The following is an 18321-nucleotide window of genomic DNA, read 5'->3' as shown; positions in this document are numbered from 1 at the left end:
GAGTCGATTGCCTGATGAGACTGTTCACTGTAATTCCCGCCGTTCTGCTGGCGCTCAACGGCTGCGGCCAAGTGGCAAACGTGCGTTCGCTGTCCACCGGCTATATCCCCCCGCAGAGCGGCGAGACCGCCCGTATTCGCCTGCTCACCGACGGCCTGGTGCGCGCCGTGCCGGGGCGTGATTGCCTGGACTGGAATGTGCCCGGTGCGGGGGTAATGGCATCGGCGAAATCCGGCTTCCCCGACCATAACGGCGAAAACCTCGGCATTCCCGGACCAATCTATTCGTTGGCAGGCGCGGTCTCATCAGAGCTGGTAGTGCCGGCGAACAAGCCGATCGCGTTCCATTACCTGGGGCGCCTGCAATATGCCCGGCAGTGTGCCAAAACTATGACCTTCGTGCCTCGGCCCGGGGTGGATTACCAGGTGCAGGCATCCATGTCGGCAGACTGTTCATTCCTGTTGGATGAGCTTTCAGCTGACGGCAAGCAATGGGTAGCTGTCGAGCCGAAGCCTGATGGCAAGGTGTCGATGTGTAACGCGATGGATAACTTCTAGCCCGAAATCAGCGCGGCTCCATACCAAGCCACCTAAACACAGTGCCTGGCAATGCCCAAAGCTGCCAGGATTTGCCAAGCCCAAAAAGCCAAAAGCCCGCAATTAAGCGGGCTTCAGGGTGTTCTTGCTCACGGGTACCGGACTATGCCGGACGCCCGATTATTCCCACTCTATTATCAACAAGCGCAATAAAACCTTTAAAAGCAGATAACTATCAAACAAAACAAAAGGCATACCATGAAAAGAACCATTCCCGAACGACGCTCTAGATGCTCAGCCCTCCCGCCTCTCATCGCATGACAAGCACCTGTAGAGGGGGTATAGCGCTCTTTGATAGGGCGCACGTGACTACGGCACGATCAGGGCCTACAAACATCCGAGTCAAACCATGAGGAAGAACGCCATGTTCACGCGGAGCCTATTACTGAGTTTTTGCGCGGTGTTACTGGTTGGCTGCACGGGAAGGGGCTTTCAAACCGGCGGTCTAGGAAACACTCCCCTAGTCCTCTACGGCTCAGCCGTTTGCCAGCGAGGAAAAATCACAAGCGAAGCGATGATCGCTAAAAGTGCACCACCGGTGCTGTAGAGCATTCGTAGAAATACCAAATCCAGCTCCGATCCTCCTGACTGGCCAACCTGCGCGACCAGTATGAAATGTGGAGTGAGGAACATCAAATAGCTGATGTGGCTCACAGAGCGCCCTGCCAGGGTGCCAATAGAAACAGGCAGTATCAGTGCAGCCAACAAAAACGGATCATGGATTGCGTAACCAAGAACGGCAGCAATGGCTCCCCCTAAGAAGGTGCCGCCGACTCGCTCCAGAGACATCCTCAACGTTGAATGCATGTAGGGCTGCATGATCAGAAACACCGTAAGGGTCATCCAGTATCCGTAATGCAACGACCACAATTGAACCAACCAAACTGACAGTGCTCCCGACAGCGCAACGCGAAGCCCATGCAGAAAGAAGTTAGATTTCGGTGTGAAATTTGTTCTGAGTGCCGACCATAAAACTGGCCGCTTTGCAGCATCAGGCTGGTCGTACTGACACCATTGGAACAGCAATGCGGAGCCTGTAGCCCATAGGCTGCCATATAGAAAGTAACGTGCATAAGCAAATCCCTGGGCAAAGTCCTTTGCCGGGAATGCAGTGGATACCGCAAATGCCGTCGCTGTCAGCAAAGCGGGAATGCTAATGCGCGCGCCGCAAACCTGGGCGTAAGCGCCAGCAAACGCAAAGAGGGCCGACAGTGCTATAGCCAGTTGCGGCCATACCATCGTCCAAGCACCTAGCCCTGACGCCACGGCGCCGGTGATGCCGAAAACCAGGCCGAAGATACAACCCTTTGGGGACTTATCGCTCGGAATCGACAGATAGCTCCAGAATGCGGCAATCGCTGACCAACAGAACAAGGGGTTGTGTAAGCGAGCCGCGAGGAGCGCCGGCACAGTACAGACAACACCACCACACACTACGTAGCCAATCGGTACATTGCGTACCGCTTCCAACATCTTAACGGTCAGTGATTGCGACATGATCGAACCTTCATTACTCAACTGGAACCAATGCGGTTCGATCGATCTTGTCAATCGAGGTAACACCAGTGAGCGTCATTGCCACGCGCATTTCTTGCGAGAAGATATCCAGCATATTCTCTACCCCGTGCTGTCCGTCGGCGGCCAGAGCGTAAACCGTCGAGCGCCCCAGCAGGCATGCCTTGGCGCCTAAGGCGAGCATGCGCACAACATCCAGCCCGGAACGAATGCCAGAGTCCACCAGCACCGTCAGGTCATCACCCACTACTTCGGCGATGGGAGGCAAAGCCCTAGCGGTGGACAGCACACCGTCCAATTGGCGACCGCCGTGGTTGGAGACCACGATGCCATCAGCGCCGAAACTTACTGCGTCCTTGGCGTCCTGTGGATCAAGGATGCCCTTGATAATCATCGGGCCCTTCCAAAACTCGCGGATCCATTCCAGGTCCTTCCAGCTGATAGAGGGGTCGAAGTTATTGCCTAACCAGCCAACATAATCTTCCAGGGTGGTGGCTTTGCCCAGGTACTTGGAGATGTTGCCCAAATCATGCGGACGACCGAGGATACCGACATTAAACGCCCAATCCGGCCTAGTGGTGGCTTGCAGGATGCGCCGTGAAGCTGCGAGTGGCCCAGACATGCCCGAGTGGGCATCACGGTAACGAGCGCCTGGCGTCGGCATGTCTACGGTGAACACCAGCGTGGTAACGCCGGCTGCTTGAGCACGCTCTAGGGCATTACGCATAAATCCGCGATCCTTGAGCACATAGAGTTGAAACCAGATCGATTGCGAACTCTGGGAACTAACCTCTTCAATCGAGCAGACCGATACTGTGGACAGGCAAAAGGGAATGCCTTTCGTGGCCGCAGCCTTGGCCGCTTGTACTTCACCACGACGGGCATACATACCGGTCAGTCCGACGGGGCTGAGGATGATCGGCAGACTCTGTTCCTTTCCAAAGAGCGTCGTCTTGAGACTCAAACTGTCAACATTTCTCAAGATGCGTTGACGCAAGCTGATGCTGGCGAGGTCAGCGCTATTGGCACGCATTGTGTGTTCGGCATAGGCGCCGCCGTCGATGTAGTCGAACAGAAATCGCGGCAATTTGCGTCTCGCGGCTTCGCGATAGTCGGATGCCGATGAAATAATCATTATCTACAACTCCTAGGTCTCTAGAAAATTTCAGCGACGTAGGACGTTGCTGAGTGAATTTCACGATAAGGGATTGTTGAGTATGATAAAAACAACTTTTTCTACTCGAATTGAGTCGCTATTGGAATACACATGAATCTCAGAACGCTGCGGGTGTTTGTAGAAGTGGTGCGCCAGGGAGGTTTCTCCCAAGCTGCGGAGGTTGTGTCTTTGACTCAGTCCTCAGTCAGCAAGGCAGTCAGGACGCTCGAGGATGAGCTAGGTACGCCACTGCTGAACCGTATCGGCCATAAAAGCGAGTTGACGGCCGCAGGTGAGATTGCCTATCGGCGCGCACTGGTATTACTCGCAGATCGGAACGATCTGATCGCAGAGATCAATGAACTGCGCGACCTGAAGGGCGGTACGCTGCGGATCGGCTTGCCGCCTGTAGGCTCCGGGGTATTGTTCGCTGAGATGTTTGCTACTTATCGCAGCCGCTATCCGATGGTGAATATAGAACTGATAGAGCACGGTAGTAAGAAACTGTGTGAGTGCCTGGAGGCCGGAGAGGTGGACTTGGCAGCACTACTGATTCCGATCGATGAAACTTTCGCTTATCAGGAAGTGCGCAACGAGCCTTTAGTGGTTGTGCTGCCTAGCGCCCATTCGCTTTCGCGACGCAAGCGAATGAACTTCAGTGATCTGGCGGATTCGCCATTCATCCTCTTTGATGAGGGGTTTGCGCTTAACGCATTAATTATGGCCGCTTGTGATCGAAGAGGGATTGTGCCCCGGGTGACGGCCCGCAGCGGGCAGATTGATTTCATCGCCGACCTGGTAGCTGCAGGTTTAGGGGTGGCATTTTTACCGCGAATGCTTGCGCAAAAACATAAACATGCGGGCATCGCTCTAGTACCTCTTGAAGAGCCACACACGGATTGGAATATTGCACTCGCTTGGCGTGCCGGTGCGCATTTGCCTCCGGCTGCAATGGCTTGGTTAGATCTGGCCAAAGAGCTGAGATAGTGCAATGGCTTTTGCTCGGATATCCAAGCGCTGGTAGTCAATAAAAACACCGGCCTACCTGGTGAAGGGGTCGGGTGGTTTTTAGTTAAGGAAGAAGAGTTCGCTACTCTGCCCCGCCATCAGAAGCAGGTAATTGTCAAAGCCGAACTCAATCACGTTTTTACGTTTCCACAATGGGACAAGGTCCTAAAAACTTTAGACCTTGAACTGACCGAAACCGATTTCTCGCACGCTCTTGAGTTGGCTTGTCAAATCGCCGGAGGAGGTGAAAGCGAGCACCATAAGAAATTAAAGGATTTCGTAGCACACAACCCCCTCTCAATCTCTTCGGTCCCCGATATCACTAGAGGCCTGTTCCAGTGCGTAAAATACCGGACTGTGATGGAGGCAGTACTACTTGCGCATTCGCAGATACAGCATTTAATGCTGTCTGCTGGTGCTCACGCAGTTGCTTCTTGGATTTGAGTGCGACCGCTTTGCTGGACTGGTACTTGGCCCAGTCAATCTGGCTGTCTTCCAAGGCTTGCAGATCGATCTTGCTGACCGGAGGCTGTTGGCCCTGCAAGGCATCCTCGGCGTGCTCGCTCCAGTTGTTGGTGGTGGTAACGATGATGCGGTGCGAGAACGGCGCTTTGCCCGAGGCGGTGAAGAAACTGTCGATGTCCTTCTTCTGGACTTTGTAGTCCTCGGCGAACAGCTTGCACTGGATGGCGTGATACTCGCCGGTGCCCTGGGTACGAGCCACAAGATCAATGCCTGCATCCTTACCACTCAAGCCCTGCTCCTTGGCCCAGTCGGCATACGTCCATACTTGATCGTACAGATCGCGGTAGGTCGCTTCATTGCGCAAGTAAACGCAGATCAGTTCCTCAAAGTAGGTGCCCTTCTCGCGCTCGGTGACAGAGGCAGAACGATAAGAATCCAAAAGCGCAGCAAGAGCCGACATGTGCATTTCCTTTCAAAGCGGCTAACGGGAAAAATGCGCAATTCTAGCAACTGTCAGCACTGAATTGGATTGCACAATCCAAAGAGTTTCGGCGTCAAGCCCTACGCTTTTCTAACAAAAACGACAGCGCTCATCTTTTCCCGAACACCCGCCTGCAGCTCTCGAAACTCGACCATCATCCGCTCGATCTCGACCGAGCTTGCTCCCTGCCCGTTTTTCTCCAAAAGCCACAGCTTCAACAAACCGGCAACCCGCCCCAAGTCGCCGTTAATTCTGCAAAGATCAGCCACCGCTTTCAGATCGACGACCGAGCGAATGGGTGTATTCAGACCCAATGCTCGGAGGTAACCGGAGCGGGACATACCAGCCTCTTCGGCACGCTCAGTGATGGTCGCCTTTTCCTCATCTGTAACCCACACCTCTATCGGCTTTCCGCGCCGTCGAGGCTGGGCTTTTCCTTTGGTGTCCTCTGTCATTGCTTCTGCTCCTGTTGTTGCTTTTCGCTCTTAGACGAGGCAGCGGCGGCGGGCCTCGCAGAGCAAGATACCGTTGAGCCGCAGGCGAATAAGGGGCGGTGTTGGATGGGTTCGGGCTTGCCCGTACCCGTACAACACACATCTTGCCATACTGTTGTAAGCGATTTAATGCGATTTAAAACTAAAAACTCATCAATCGCTTTGAATTTCGCTAAATCGCATACAGTCGCATTGAATTGCCTAGAGTTGCCTTAAACTTCCTTGAGCTGCATACAATCACGCTAAATTTCATTAATTTTAGCTGCGCAGTTATTGTATGTTTCCCTAGGCTTTTATCCGTGCTAAAACCAATAGGAACAAACGGAGAAAGTCGATGCAAAGTAATAGTCTAAAGCCTATCAAAAGAAGAGCTGGCCGTGCTGAGTTCTTCTCGATCAGGAAGGAGTTAGAAACGAAAATACTGCTCGGCCACCCCCTTACTCGGCTCTACACCGAATACGCTGATCGATTTAGCTTTGGATATGTGCAGTTCACACGTTACGTCGCTCGCTATTGCAAGCAATCGCGTTCATTTATCATGACAGGCTCGCATTGGAGACAAAAATGATAAATGGATGGAGATTATTAATAACAGTTTTTACTTTGCTTTTTACATGGCAGAACGCCTTTGCTATCTACTGCACAAACTGCTCTACATTCTATCAACAGATGTTCGAGTACGCAGAAGCAGTCAATACGGCGTTGAACACTGCAGAGCAGCTTTCGACACAAGTTCAGCAATACAACAATATGGTCACGCAGGGGACTCCGTTGCCAAACAGCATGTTTGGCCGGATCACCCAAGACATGCAGCGTGTAACAAGCATCTACAACAGGGCGCAGTCATTAGGCCGCAATGTGGCGAATCTCGATTCGCAATTCAATACGCAGTTTCCCGGGTATGAGGCGTATTTGCAGAAATTTCTCCAGTCGAGCAGTAAGGCGACTGACGTAATGCCGGATCGCTACGAAAAATGGTCGGCGCAAGGCTTTGATAACGCAAAAAGAGCTATGCAGGCAGCAGGCATGAATACCAGCACATTTGAGACGGAAGATGCACACTTGGAACAACTGGTGAACCGTTCGCAGTCATCATCGGGTCGGATGCAGGCCATCCAAGCTGGGAACGAGATTGCCGCTTCAAACGTGCAGCAGCTTCAGAAACTGCGCGACTTGGTGGCGACTCAAATTACCCTGCAGGGCAATTACATAGCCCAAGAAACCGCGCGTCAGTCGGTCGGCGACGCCGCCTCCGAGCAATTCAACAAGCGCCCAAATACTCGCGGCGGCGCGAAGGGGTACTGACTATGAAGTTCTCTAAATGGCTTCTTATTGTGCTGTGTGTAGCATCTGGACTTGGAGGGGCAGCTCTGGTCGGCATCATATGTTCCATCTCTAATGACCGCATAGTGGTTACCGAAAAGATCAACCAGTCTCATGCCGCCGACAAACAATTCAATGAGCGCCCGAACAGTCGCGGTGGCGCCAAGGGGTACTGACATGCGCGTACCTATGATTGCTGGCTGCAGCGGACTATTTCTAATGCTGCTTGCAGGGAGTGCAGCTGCAGGAGTCGATCTAGCCCAAAGCGACACCTCAATGCAGGGCTTGCTGGACATGATTCTTGAGGCTTCTAACGAATGGGCCCCTCGCCTTCATGGCTATGCGGTGAACCTATTTTGGAGTCTGGCACTCATCCAGTTTGTGTGGACATTCTTCCCGATGGTATTCAAACAAGTCGACTTCGGCGAGCTAGTTGGCGAGCTAATCCGCTTCATCATGGTCATCGGTTTTTTCCTGATACTGCTCGATCACTCAACGGAGTGGGCAAGCGCGGTTGTGAACAGTTTCCGACAAGCTGGGGCACATGCAGCAGGCTTGCCAAGCCCTGAGCTAATGCCAGGAGATATGTTTGCGACGGCGGTCGAGTTTTCTCGTGCCATCCTGACCGGAATGAGCGTTTTCAACCCTTCGCAGAGTATCGTCGTTGCCTTGGCTGCCATCCTCGTTCTGATGGCTTTTGCTTTCATCGCGGCATTCATTTTTGTGACATTGGTCGAGGCTTATGTCGTTATCAACGCCTCTGTTCTATTCATGGCTTTCGGCGCATCGCAGTGGACACGGGAATACACGATGGCTGTTATTCGCTACGCAGTTTCCGTGGGTGCCAAGCTATTTATGGTGACGTTGATAGTCGGCTTGATTCTGACTGTCGCGAAGAAGTGGCAGGTTGCTTATACCAATGACGAAGCCTCTCTGATGACCTTGGTGGGGTTATCGCTGGTATGCGCCTACCTGACCAAGACCATTCCCGAACTGATCGCGGGCATGATTAGCGGCGTTTCTTCGGGTGGCGGCGGTGCGATTGGCGGCATGGCCGCGGCTGGTGTAGCTGGTGCAGCAGCCGCGGCGGCTACCATTGCCACGGCAGGCGCATTAGCTCCGGCAGCGGCCAGGGCAATCGGTGCGAGTGGTAGTGGTAGTGGCGCAAGTGTAGCGGCCGCGCCCGGGGGTATTGGCACCGGAGGTCTGGCCAGCGCAATCAACTCCAGCTTTGCCGGTGGTGGTGGCACAGCCAGCACTGGCGCTATTAGCTCGGGCCTCGGGTCCAGCACTGGCGGTAGTTCTGCCGCTAAATCAGCCGGAGCTAAAATCGGCGGTAGCGCCTCTAGTGGCCCTAGCGGCGGCAGCCCACTGACGCAGCCAAGCCAAGGCGTGCAGCAGGCAGCCAAAAAGGCGGCGAAAGCTGCGCTAGGCAACGGCGACGATTCCAAGGGCAAAGCCGCCGCGCAGCCGCAGACGAATCCACAAGAGGATCAGGGCGGCAGTAGTTTGCAATCGACCTTGCAAGCCTCTCAGCAGTACGCAGGAGGTGCGCAAGACAATGGTGGAGGGTTGTCTGCCCATAACGTGGCATCAGCCGCAACCCGAGCAGTTGGACTCATGGCCGCTATGTCTGTGCCCGGTATGGAGGGGACCGCAGGAATTTCGCTGGGCGCCGGTACTCCACAAGCTGTTCCTAACTCAGGTGGTGACAACGTGGACAACGGAGAAGGAAGGGAGCCTGCAAACGTAATACATGGAGCTGACTTGGCCACAGCTGCAGAAACTGAAAGCGGCACCAAAGAAGCGGCTCCGTCGCCTAAGACTCAATCACCGGGTGAACAATCATGATTGCAGACATTCTGTTTGGCTTTTTCATGCTGGGTAGCTTCTTCGTTCTTGGTGTAGGTTTCTGGGCGCTTGGACGACTTCTGCGAGCCAAAGGGCATGGCCCTTTACTAGATACGCTTGACGGACGTTACATCCGCCTACACGCGGAGGTGCAACTGGGGATGGTACCTGTGGGGATAAAGACATTTTCCGACTTGGGCGATCTTCATCTGTTGCCATTCTTTGGTTCCAGACGTCAACGCAAGCACCTCGACGAAATCCGGCTGGACCTGCTTGCTGAACAGCAGAGGCTCAACGAATCCAAGCATTGATGACATGCCCCGCTTTGCGGGGCTTTTTATTCCCGTCTATTACACACCACCAAGACTCTCTAGACCATCTTGTGCGAAGCCCGAGCCAGAAAGTGCGCCCTTGCATTGCCAATGAAATCACTGAATAGATCGAGAGCTCGTCCAGTGTGTTACGTAATAGTCGGTGCTGGCTGCTTGGCTGCCAAATTACCTGAAATCGCTCACATGCTCTCTTTTTGGTGTCCGTCGTTGCTCTCTACGATCTGTCTGGTGGCAGACCTGCCGGAATCTGGTTCGATGATATGGATGTGCGCTACGACGGCCGCAGTCGATCTCAAGCAACAGTTTGTGAGCGTAGGGAACGCTTTTTCATATCAGAGAGGGCAGGTGCTTAGAGGACGGACACTGCCAAAGCAAAATAGGCTTTAAGAGATTTAATAGATTTAAATAAAGATTTAGGAAGAAAAACGGTTTTATTACCCATTGATTTCAATCACTTACAACAATATGCAGTCCCTGATAGACGGTGATGCGCCCCCTAATAGACGGTGGATCAGCCCCTAATGGACGGTGAATGGCCCCCAATAGACGGTCTATCCACAGGAGTACACATTCAAACGGAAAAATGGCCATCTCCGGGCCTTTAGTGTTCTGGAGTACCGTCTATTAGGGACCTTATTTCAGTATTTTCTTATCTGATCGACGCATCATTACAAGCTGCGGCCCACTCAGGCCAACTTCTTCCACCAAGCCGTACTCGGGTAAATCATCTGTTGCGATGACCTTGCGCAGGTTCTCCGAGAACTTTTTGAGCGTCCCGGTGCTGCCGCTACGCGCATATAGAGTTTTAAATGCCCACTTTGCATCGTCTTTACCTGCGGCACGGCGCGCCAATCGGTAGACAAAACGCCCTATTCCCGATTCGATCAGGAAATAATCAGGGTGCACTGTCAGAATGTCCGGCTTTGCCCCCGAAGTGACTTCCCGATATATCCAGTTAGGTGCCTCAATCTCGACACTGGCCACCTTGCCGGTGTCAGTACGCGAAATTACGCGATAGTGGCTAATCAATCCCTCGGACTCTACCTCCCGCATGCTGCGCTTACCGTTTCGTGGGGAGCTTTCCCGCACGCTTTTGATAGTCGTACCTTTGAGGCGATCTAGGGAATCTCCGAACAAGTTTTCAAATGTGCTGAAATACGCCTGACCACCTGATCCGAGCCGCCTATGAGCCAGATGAGCTTTTCCGATTTCGAATACGCCGGCAAGCGCAAGCAGACACGCCGCGAACGCTTCCTCGCCGAGATGGATCAGGTCGTGCCCTGGACGGGTCTGCTGGGCCTGATCGAGCCGTTCTACCCCAAGGCCGGTGGCGGCAGAAAACCCTATCCTCTGGAAACCATGCTGCGTATTCATCTGTTGCAGAATTGGTTTTCCCTGAGCGATCCGACCATGGAAGAAGCGCTCTACGAAATCACGCCCATGCGCCAGTTTGCACGTTTGACCTTGAGCGCCCCGATACCTGAAGACACCACGATCATGAATTTCCGGCACTTATTGGAAAAGCATCAGCTTGCACCTGCAATCCTCGCGGTCATCAATGGTTATTTGCAGGACAAAGGCATGTCTCTGCGTCAGGGCACTATCGTCGATGCCACCATTATTCATGCTCCCAGTTCGACTAAAAACGAAGAGGGAAAGCGCGACCCTGAGATGCATCAGACCAAAAAAGGTAACCAGTATTTCTTCGGAATGAAGGCCCATATTGGCGCTGATGTCGAGTCCGGCTTGGTTCATCACGTCCACGGCACCGCCGCCAACGTCGCCGATGTCACACAGGTCGCCGAGCTTTTGCATGGCGAAGAAAATGCAGTGTATGCAGACGCCGGATACACCGGCGTTGAGAAGCGTGAAGAGCATGAAAATCGTGAAGTGATCTGGCAAATCGCGGCGCGCCGCAGCACCTATTCCAAGTTGAATAAACGCAGCGTGCTCTACAAGGCCAAGCGCAAGATTGAGTACTGCAAAGCCCAGACACGGGCCAAGGTCGAACATCCGTTTCGGGTGATCAAATGCCAATTTGGGTACGTGAAAGTGCGCTTTCGTGGGCTGATGAAAAACACGGCTCAGTTGACCACATTGTTCGCCCTGTCGAACCTGTGGATGGCTCGAAAACAACTGATGGGTATGGGCGAGTTGCGCGCTTAACATGGAAAACCGGGCGAAAAACGCCCTCGATGAACACTGCATCAGGTCGTTTTGAGCAAATAGCGCTGCGTGCCGTGCAAATTACGACTTGCGGCCGCCGCGCAGCAAGTTGATCGGAGCATCCCTAGAGCACCCTCTACTTCTTTAAATTGGCGGCTTCCGTCGCCCTTCCGGCAGAATTTCAAAATGTCAGACACGTGCGATTTGAACACACGACACGGCTTCTCACCCTTCCCTTCTCGGTAGCGATTCATAGCCTCTGTTAGATAAGAAATCAGCATTAGCACGATGTCATAATCCCAAATTGACGCCATGCCATATGGGCCAGCTGTGACCTCGACGTAACCGTCTGAAAGGTTGTAGCGGCTGATTTCTCCCGCCCGTTTTTTCTGCTTGGATATTCGGAACACAGCCACATCCATCATGCTGCGGCTATCGCGGGCGCTTACTTCGTACCGCGAAGGTACAACGGAATCAGCCTGCCTTTCGTGTTCACGCGGGCAAGGTATCGCCTTTTTAGCTGCAACTGGCGACCTTGGCGTTGGCAGATCCTGGCGTGGAGGCCTCTTTTTTTCTTCGGTACGCAGTCGCTCCTCTATTTCCCTAATCGACTCGCCCGGAAGTGCTGCGGCCTCCAGCTTCTTGCGGTACGCGGCGTGATTTTCTTCGATCCGTGACAACAGACTGCCAACTAGAAGTTGCCCATGGCCGCCGCTAGTCAAGGGATTGGCCCAGCATATGACGCGATGCATGCCAACAGCTCATCCCGCAATCAAGTTCAGATCCATCTACAACCGGCAGCATAAAACTCAGCACAAGCGGTTCATTCCCGGACACCGCCAGTACATCACTCGCCACGGCTAAACCCCCATTCCTGGGCGAATAGCGTGAGTGCCCGACGATTTGCGCGCGTCAATCCATTCTTCGATTTCAGTCAGATCCCACGCAACGTTCCGACTGGTTAGTGCGATACGGCGCGGGAACTCGCCCCGCTGCTCCATGTTGTAGATGGTGCGCTCAGCAAGCGGGATCATCGCGTGCAATTTCTTGCGGTTGATGAGCGTCTTACTCTTTGGCTTGTTCTCCATGAGGTCACTTTCCTTCAGAGTTATCAGATGCTTGACAATGCCTTCTAACGCCAGAATCAGGACGCAAAAAAGTTAGAATTTAGTTGTCATCCAGAGCTATCATCGGGCGATGGGAAAATATGAAAAAGCGTCGAGCACATACGATCCGCTTCTGAAAGTGCTGGTTAGAGAAAGCGATACATCGTCTGATCGCATCCGTGCGAAGTTGAGCAACCACTACGAGTGGTGCTTCTGCGAGCTATGCTGGCGATCTACCGAATATGCGATCAGCATGGCGGCGCCAAAGGTCTTCAAGCGTCTAAAACGCGGAAATATCAAAGCAGTGCCGCTAACAGAATCTATTCGTACAGAAGCCCGGAAAAAAACCGATACCTTGGTGGCTCGCTATGAACGAGCATTGAAGGGAGAGTTCGGCAAGTACGAACCCCCGCGCATGCTGGGGAGATACTGCGACATGCAGGAGTTGCGCGGGGACTTTTCGGTCGCAGCATTCCGTGAGCATGTGGAGCGCCGAATGCTGGTTTCTACTTGGGCACGCCACGGCGAATTACTGCGGCCTTCAGCCCTACCGGCCCATCCCGAGGGCGCAGCGAGACCGAGTAAACTCTACTGTGAAGTTCACAATCCGCGGCGTAGCGATGAAGCTCGCCGCGCTTACCAGCGCGACCGGAGGTTCACACTAGAGTATGAGGATTTAATTGAAAAAATCTGGTCCCAAGGAGCTGCCGTCCTCCCTAGGTGGGATATCGAGACATGGGCAGAAGTCAGGAAAAATGCCTATAACCAGCTCCAGGCACTCAAGTCACCAACAAGCTCAATGGATGATTTGTTAAACCAAGGCATTACGAATCAAGCGGAAATCGCCCGCCAACTTGGCGTATCACGCCAAGCAGTTTCTGCCGCCATCAAGCGACGGGGGCGAAAACAGGCAATGAGATAAAAACGACCGAAGCTCTAACTTGATTATCTGTAACCGTCGCCCGAACGGGGCCGATTGGCTGTCCACTCATCAATCATATCGGCCCAGTCCTGTAACATCGCAGTACGCTGCTCTCGATACTCGGCCTTGTTATAGACAGCCCTAACACCCTTCTGCTCGTGTGCAAGACATTTCTCAATCCAGTCTGAGTTGTAGCCCGCCTCGTGCAGCAGCGTGCTAGCTGTCCGTCTCAAATCATGCGGTCCGAACTTACTCAGCGGCTTCCCTTCTTTCTGCGCGAGCCGATAGCTCAGCGTCAGTACCTGATTGATGGTTGCGGTACTCATTGGCAGATCAGAATCGTACCGGGAAGGAAAGACGTATTCTGAACCACCGGCAAACGTCTTCAACGCGATGAAGAAATCCAGCACCTGCCGAGACAAGAACACCAAATGGGGGTTGCGTCGCTTCATCCGCTCTTTCGGAATGGTCCACAGGGCTTCACTAAAATTGATCTCATCCCAGGTGGCGTTGGTCAGCTCACTTTTTCGAACCATGGTGAGCAACAGCAGTTTAGCCGCCGCTCTCACGGAGGAGGCGGTGCCGATACGGTCCAAGTACTGGTACATCAACGCGATTTCGTCTGGACCCAAAGCGCGGTCACGAGGCTCAAATTTAGCGATGCTCGCAGAACGTACCAGATCGGCCGGGTTCTCGACCTTCTGGCCACGCTCAATCGCCCATCGGAAAACCTGCATTACGATCTCACGGGAGTGCACCGCCGTTGCTGGAGCACCTCGCTCCACGATTGCATCGGTCAGCGCTCGCAGGTCCTCATGGTTGATTTCCACCAGCTTCTGATTACCAAACTTCGGTTTCAGCTCACGCTCATAAACAGAGCGCCGCATATCACGGGTCGAGTCAGCCATCTGATACCCGCGAAGCCATTTCTCGGCCCAGGCATCAAACGTTTCTGCTCCCTTGCTACGTGCCTTGTCACGGGCTTTCTCCTTGGCAGGTGACTTGCCAGCCGCAACCATCTTTTTGGCTTCACCAAGCCGCTCTCGCGCTTCTGCAAGCGTGATTCCACCTACACCATAGCGACCAAACGTGATCGTCTCCTGTCGTCCATTGATGGAGTAGTTGTAGCGAAACGAGATTGCGCCCGCAGCCGTGACAGCTACGTAAAGTCCATCACGGTCGTTCACTTTGTAGAGTTTTTCTTTCGGTTTGAGATTACGTAGCTTGGTATCGGTCAGCATGAGGCTCGCGAATTCCGTTCAAAAAATACCATGCTCAGAAACACACCCAAAACCGCGAGAAAACCCAATAAAACCGGGTGGATTATGAGTCTTGATACCATGCCCTTACCCACAAAGGCGACATGGTATCGAACACCGAGCATGGCATTTGGCTCAGTCAATGCCCCGTACCATGCCACATAAACACGGTGCTTGGCGATGCACAAAGCTGCCAGAACTTGCCAGACCCAAAAAACCAAAAGCCCGCAATTACGCGGGCTTCAGGGTGTTTCTTGCTAGTTGGTGCCGGTCAGTGCCGGACGTCCAATCATTCCCACTCGATCGTTGCCGGCGGCTTGCTCGACACGTCGTAAGTCACGCGGGAGATGCCTTCGATTTCGTTGATGATCCGGCCGCTGACGGTTTCCAGCAGCTCGTAAGGCAGGTGCGCCCAACGTGCGGTCATGAAGTCGATGGTTTCTACGGCACGCAGGGCAACAACCCAGGCGTAACGACGGCCATCGCCTACAACACCAACCGATTTGACCGGCTGGAACACCACGAATGCCTGGCTGACTTTGTGATACCAGTCGGCCTTGCGCAGCTCTTCGATAAAGATATGGTCAGCACGACGCAGGATGTCGGCGTATTCCTTTTTCACTTCACCCAGGATGCGCACGCCCAGGCCCGGGCCCGGGAACGGGTGACGGTAGACCATGTCGTACGGCAGGCCCAGTTCCAGACCCAGACGACGGACTTCGTCCTTGAACAGCTCACGCAGCGGTTCAACCAGCTTGAGGTTCATTTCGTCCGGCAGGCCGCCCACGTTGTGGTGCGACTTGATCACATGAGCCTTGCCGCTCTTGGCGCCAGCCGACTCGATTACGTCCGGGTAGATGGTGCCCTGGGCCAGGTACTTGATGTTTTCCAGCTTGCAGGATTCGGCATCGAACACGTCGATAAAGGTACGGCCGATAATCTTGCGCTTTTTCTCCGGATCGCTTTCGCCAGCCAGGTTGTTCAGGAACTGGTCGGCAGCGTTGGCGCGGATCACTTTGACGCCCATGTTCTCGGCGAACATGGCCATCACTTGCTCACCTTCGTGCAGGCGCAGCAGGCCGTTGTCCACGAATACGCAGGTCAACTGGTCGCCGATGGCCTTGTGCAGCAAAGCAGCCACCACCGAGGAGTCAACGCCGCCGGACAAGCCCAGCAGTACGTTGTCGGTACCGACCTGGGCACGGATGTTGGCAATCGCGTCTTCGGCGATTTTCGACGGCGTCCACAGGGCTTCACAGCCGCAGATGTCGAGGATAAAGCGCGACAGGATGCGACCGCCCTGCTTGGTGTGGGTCACTTCCGGGTGGAACTGCACGCCGTAGTAGCCGCGATCGTCGTTGAACATGCCGGCAATCGGGCAGCTTGGGGTGCTGGCCAGAATGTGGAAGTCGGACGGCATTTTGGTGACCTTGTCACCGTGGCTCATCCACACGTCCAGGCCGAACAGGCCGTCGGCGTCGATATGGTCTTCGATGCCGTCCAGCAGGCGGCTTTTGCCAACCACGTCGACGCGGGCATAACCGAACTCGCGCAGCTCGGAACCTTCAACCTTGCCGCCCAGTTGCTCGGCCATAGTCTGCATGCCGTAGCAGATACCGAAAACCGGTACGCCCAGGTCAAATACCGCTTGTGGTGCGCGCGGGCTGCCGGCTTCGTGTACCGACTCCGGGCCACCGGCCAGGATGATGCCTTTAGGGGCGAATTCGCGGATCGCTGCGTCGTCCATGTCGAACGGGTGCAGTTCGCAGTAAACGCCGATTTCGCGCACGCGGCGGGCGATCAGCTGGGTGTACTGGGAACCGAAGTCCAGGATCAGGATGCGGTGAGCGTGAATGTCGAGGGCCATGACAAAATCTCGATTAATTTCAGAAACGACACGGGGCTGAATCAAACAGCCCCGGTGACTTAATTCGTATCGCACCCGGGTGTAACCCCGGATGCGACCACTATCAACCTACGCGATAGTTGGGTGCTTCCTTGGTGATCTGCACGTCGTGGACGTGGGATTCAGCCATGCCAGCGCCGGTGATACGCACGAACTCAGGCTTGGTACGCATTTGCTCGATGTCGGCACAGCCGGTGTAACCCATCGAGGAACGCAGACCGCCCATCAGTTGGTGAATGATCGCCGTCAGCGAGCCTTTGTACGCCACGCGACCTTCGATACCTTCCGGCACCAGCTTCTCGGCACCCGCGGAGGAGTCCTGGAAGTAACGGTCAGAGGAACCCTGGGACTGCGACATCGCACCCAGCGAACCCATGCCGCGGTAAGCCTTGTACGAACGGCCCTGGTACAGCTCGATTTCGCCCGGTGCTTCTTCAGTACCGGCAAACATCGAACCCATCATTACGCAGGACGCACCGGCAACGATGGCCTTGGACAGGTCACCCGAAAAACGGATGCCGCCGTCGGCGATCAACGGTACGCCAGTGCCTTCAAGGGCAGCGGCCACATTGGCAATCGCGCTGATTTGCGGAACGCCAACACCGGCAACGATGCGGGTGGTGCAGATCGAGCCAGGGCCGATACCGACCTTGACTGCGTCAGCGCCGGCTTCAGCCAGGGCCAGGGCAGCAGCGCCAGTGGCGATGTTGCCGCCAATGACCTGAACTTCAGGGAAGTTCTGCTTGACCCAACGTACGCGGTCGATCACGCCTTTGGAGTGACCGTGGGCGGTGTCGACTACCACCACGTCAACGCCGGCAGCCACGAGGGCGGCCACGCGATCAGCGGTGTCCTTGCCGGTGCCGACCGCAGCGCCCACGCGCAGACGACCCTGGTCGTCCTTGCTGGCCAACGGGTAAGCCTTGGCTTTTTCGATGTCGTTAACAGTCATCATGCCTTTGAGGGCAAAGTTGTCGTCGACGATCAGCACGCGCTCGATGCGATGCTTGTGCAACAGTTCGCGGGCTTCTTCCTTGTCGGCGCCTTCCTTGACCGTGACCAGACGCTCTTTTGGCGTCATCACGTCACGAACGGTAGCTTCCAGACGGTTTTCAAAGCGTACGTCACGGGACGTCACGATGCCGACCAGGTCGCCATTGTGCAGTACAGGAACGCCGGAAATGTTGTGCTGGCGGGTCAGTTCAAGCAGTTCACGTACCGTGGCATCAGCCTCGATAGTGATCGGCTCTTTAACCACGCCGGCTTCGAAACGCTTGACCTTGCGAACTTCGTGAGCTTGCTGCTCGATGGTCATGTTCTTGTGGATGATACCGATACCGCCTTCCTGAGCCATGGCGATTGCCAGACGGGCTTCAGTTACGGTGTCCATTGCAGCGGAAACCAGCGGAATATTCAGTTCAATGCCACGGGTCAAACGAGTCTTTAGATTGACTTCGTTCGGGAGAACCTCGGAATAACCGGGGACGAGAAGGATGTCATCGAATGTGAGTGCTTCTTGGCTGATACGCAGCATCGCTGGGGCTCCCGAGCGGGAAAATGGAAGCGCGCCATTGTACTCAAAACACCCGGCTCTCTCAACGGAAACCTTTAGAGAGTTTTGCGCTAAGGGCCAATGGTTTATTGACTCTCAGGACAGCAAGTGGGCAAAAAATCCTCTGCGGGAGCGCAATACAGTTCACTTAAGAGCAACGCAGTTCAAGTGTGGGAGCGGGCTTGCTCG

The 18321-nt window shown here is 54.4% G+C and carries 16 protein-coding genes and 2 pseudogenes; 8 read left to right on the top strand and 10 right to left on the bottom strand.

Annotated elements, in window-relative coordinates:
• The first annotated feature begins 14 nt into the window (after positions 1 to 14).
• The gene (locus tag BFC21_RS23655; protein ID WP_088379078.1) at positions 15 to 557 is read left to right on the top strand and encodes a hypothetical protein; all 543 of its coding nucleotides are present in this window, start codon (positions 15 to 17) and stop codon (positions 555 to 557) included.
• Between the two features lie 507 nt (positions 558 to 1064).
• On the opposite strand, the gene BFC21_RS23645 is transcribed toward BFC21_RS23655, so the two are convergent.
• Together BFC21_RS23645 and lldD are read right to left on the bottom strand one after the other, a co-directional pair.
• Positions 1065 to 2093 carry an FUSC family protein gene (locus BFC21_RS23645; protein ID WP_003443292.1) on the bottom strand — a complete coding sequence of 343 codons (1029 nt, stop codon included), beginning with the start codon at positions 2091 to 2093 and terminating at the stop codon, positions 1065 to 1067.
• A 13-nt stretch (positions 2094 to 2106) separates the two neighbouring features.
• Positions 2107 to 3246, bottom strand: coding sequence for an FMN-dependent L-lactate dehydrogenase LldD (gene lldD / locus BFC21_RS23640; protein WP_003443295.1), 1140 nt, complete (start codon positions 3244 to 3246; stop codon positions 2107 to 2109).
• Positions 3247 to 3378: 132 nt separating this feature from the next.
• Between lldD and BFC21_RS23635 the strand changes: the two genes are divergently transcribed.
• Complete coding sequence (locus BFC21_RS23635; protein ID WP_003443297.1) at positions 3379 to 4254, top strand: LysR family transcriptional regulator; 876 nt, start codon at positions 3379 to 3381, stop codon at positions 4252 to 4254.
• 349 nt (positions 4255 to 4603) lie between these two features.
• Here BFC21_RS23635 and BFC21_RS23630 read toward each other — a convergent pair.
• Both BFC21_RS23630 and BFC21_RS23625 read right to left on the bottom strand, forming a co-directional pair.
• A pseudogene (locus BFC21_RS23630) lies at positions 4604 to 5200 on the bottom strand (restriction endonuclease); the annotation flags it as partial.
• A 101-nt stretch (positions 5201 to 5301) separates the two neighbouring features.
• Positions 5302 to 5676: a hypothetical protein gene (locus tag BFC21_RS23625; RefSeq protein WP_003443304.1), complete on the bottom strand. Its 375-nt coding sequence runs from the start codon at positions 5674 to 5676 to the stop codon at positions 5302 to 5304.
• A 373-nt stretch (positions 5677 to 6049) separates the two neighbouring features.
• On the opposite strand from BFC21_RS23625, the gene BFC21_RS27885 reads away from it, so the two are divergent.
• The 4 genes from BFC21_RS27885 (at position 6050) to BFC21_RS23600 (ending at position 9200) form a co-directional block, all read left to right on the top strand.
• Positions 6050 to 6283 (top strand): TraK family protein, encoded by a 234-nt coding sequence (locus BFC21_RS27885; RefSeq protein WP_003443306.1) that lies wholly within the window; start codon positions 6050 to 6052, stop codon positions 6281 to 6283.
• A complete protein-coding gene (gene trbJ, locus BFC21_RS23615) occupies positions 6280 to 7020 on the top strand; it encodes a P-type conjugative transfer protein TrbJ (RefSeq protein WP_003443308.1) in 741 nt (246 codons plus the stop codon). The genes BFC21_RS27885 and trbJ overlap by 4 nt, the downstream gene beginning before the upstream one ends.
• Positions 7021 to 7215: 195 nt before the next feature.
• Positions 7216 to 8889 carry a P-type conjugative transfer protein TrbL gene (gene trbL, locus BFC21_RS23605; protein ID WP_003443313.1) on the top strand — a complete coding sequence of 558 codons (1674 nt, stop codon included), beginning with the start codon at positions 7216 to 7218 and terminating at the stop codon, positions 8887 to 8889.
• Positions 8886 to 9200: a hypothetical protein gene (locus BFC21_RS23600; protein ID WP_047282256.1), complete on the top strand. Its 315-nt coding sequence runs from the start codon at positions 8886 to 8888 to the stop codon at positions 9198 to 9200. Before trbL ends, BFC21_RS23600 begins: the two co-directional genes overlap by 4 nt.
• A gap of 654 nt (positions 9201 to 9854) precedes the next feature.
• Here the strand turns inward: BFC21_RS23600 and BFC21_RS23595 are convergent.
• Positions 9855 to 10346 (bottom strand): annotated as a pseudogene (locus BFC21_RS23595) (replication initiator protein A); the annotation flags it as partial.
• 60 nt (positions 10347 to 10406) lie between these two features.
• Here BFC21_RS23595 and BFC21_RS23590 point away from each other — a divergent pair.
• Complete coding sequence (locus tag BFC21_RS23590; protein ID WP_034113392.1) at positions 10407 to 11387, top strand: IS5 family transposase; 981 nt, start codon at positions 10407 to 10409, stop codon at positions 11385 to 11387.
• A 41-nt stretch (positions 11388 to 11428) separates the two neighbouring features.
• Here BFC21_RS23590 and BFC21_RS23585 read toward each other — a convergent pair whose 3' ends face one another.
• Positions 11429 to 12139, bottom strand: a complete 711-nt coding sequence (locus BFC21_RS23585; RefSeq protein WP_120266564.1) for a replication initiator protein A — start codon at positions 12137 to 12139, stop codon at positions 11429 to 11431.
• A gap of 108 nt (positions 12140 to 12247) precedes the next feature.
• Complete coding sequence (locus BFC21_RS23580) at positions 12248 to 12475, bottom strand: AlpA family transcriptional regulator (RefSeq protein WP_003443325.1); 228 nt, start codon at positions 12473 to 12475, stop codon at positions 12248 to 12250.
• A gap of 109 nt (positions 12476 to 12584) precedes the next feature.
• Between BFC21_RS23580 and BFC21_RS23575 the strand changes: the two genes are divergently transcribed.
• A complete protein-coding gene (locus BFC21_RS23575) occupies positions 12585 to 13415 on the top strand; it encodes a helix-turn-helix domain-containing protein (protein WP_003443326.1) in 831 nt (276 codons plus the stop codon).
• Between the two features lie 23 nt (positions 13416 to 13438).
• Here BFC21_RS23575 and BFC21_RS23570 read toward each other — a convergent pair whose 3' ends face one another.
• From BFC21_RS23570 to guaB, 3 genes are all read right to left on the bottom strand, one after another.
• Positions 13439 to 14656, bottom strand: a complete 1218-nt coding sequence (locus BFC21_RS23570; RefSeq protein WP_003443327.1) for a site-specific integrase — start codon at positions 14654 to 14656, stop codon at positions 13439 to 13441.
• A 307-nt stretch (positions 14657 to 14963) separates the two neighbouring features.
• Positions 14964 to 16541, bottom strand: a complete 1578-nt coding sequence (guaA, locus tag BFC21_RS23565) for a glutamine-hydrolyzing GMP synthase (RefSeq protein WP_088379077.1) — start codon at positions 16539 to 16541, stop codon at positions 14964 to 14966.
• A gap of 103 nt (positions 16542 to 16644) precedes the next feature.
• Positions 16645 to 18114 carry an IMP dehydrogenase gene (gene guaB, locus BFC21_RS23560; RefSeq protein WP_016779630.1) on the bottom strand — a complete coding sequence of 490 codons (1470 nt, stop codon included), beginning with the start codon at positions 18112 to 18114 and terminating at the stop codon, positions 16645 to 16647.
• Positions 18115 to 18321: the final 207 nt, after the last annotated feature.

This window comes from Pseudomonas sp. TMW 2.1634, assembly GCF_001703595.1.
Lineage (GTDB): Bacteria > Pseudomonadota > Gammaproteobacteria > Pseudomonadales > Pseudomonadaceae > Aquipseudomonas > Aquipseudomonas fragi.
The sequence above is the reverse complement of the archived record's forward strand: the minus strand, read 5'-3'. Positions and strand labels throughout refer to the sequence as shown.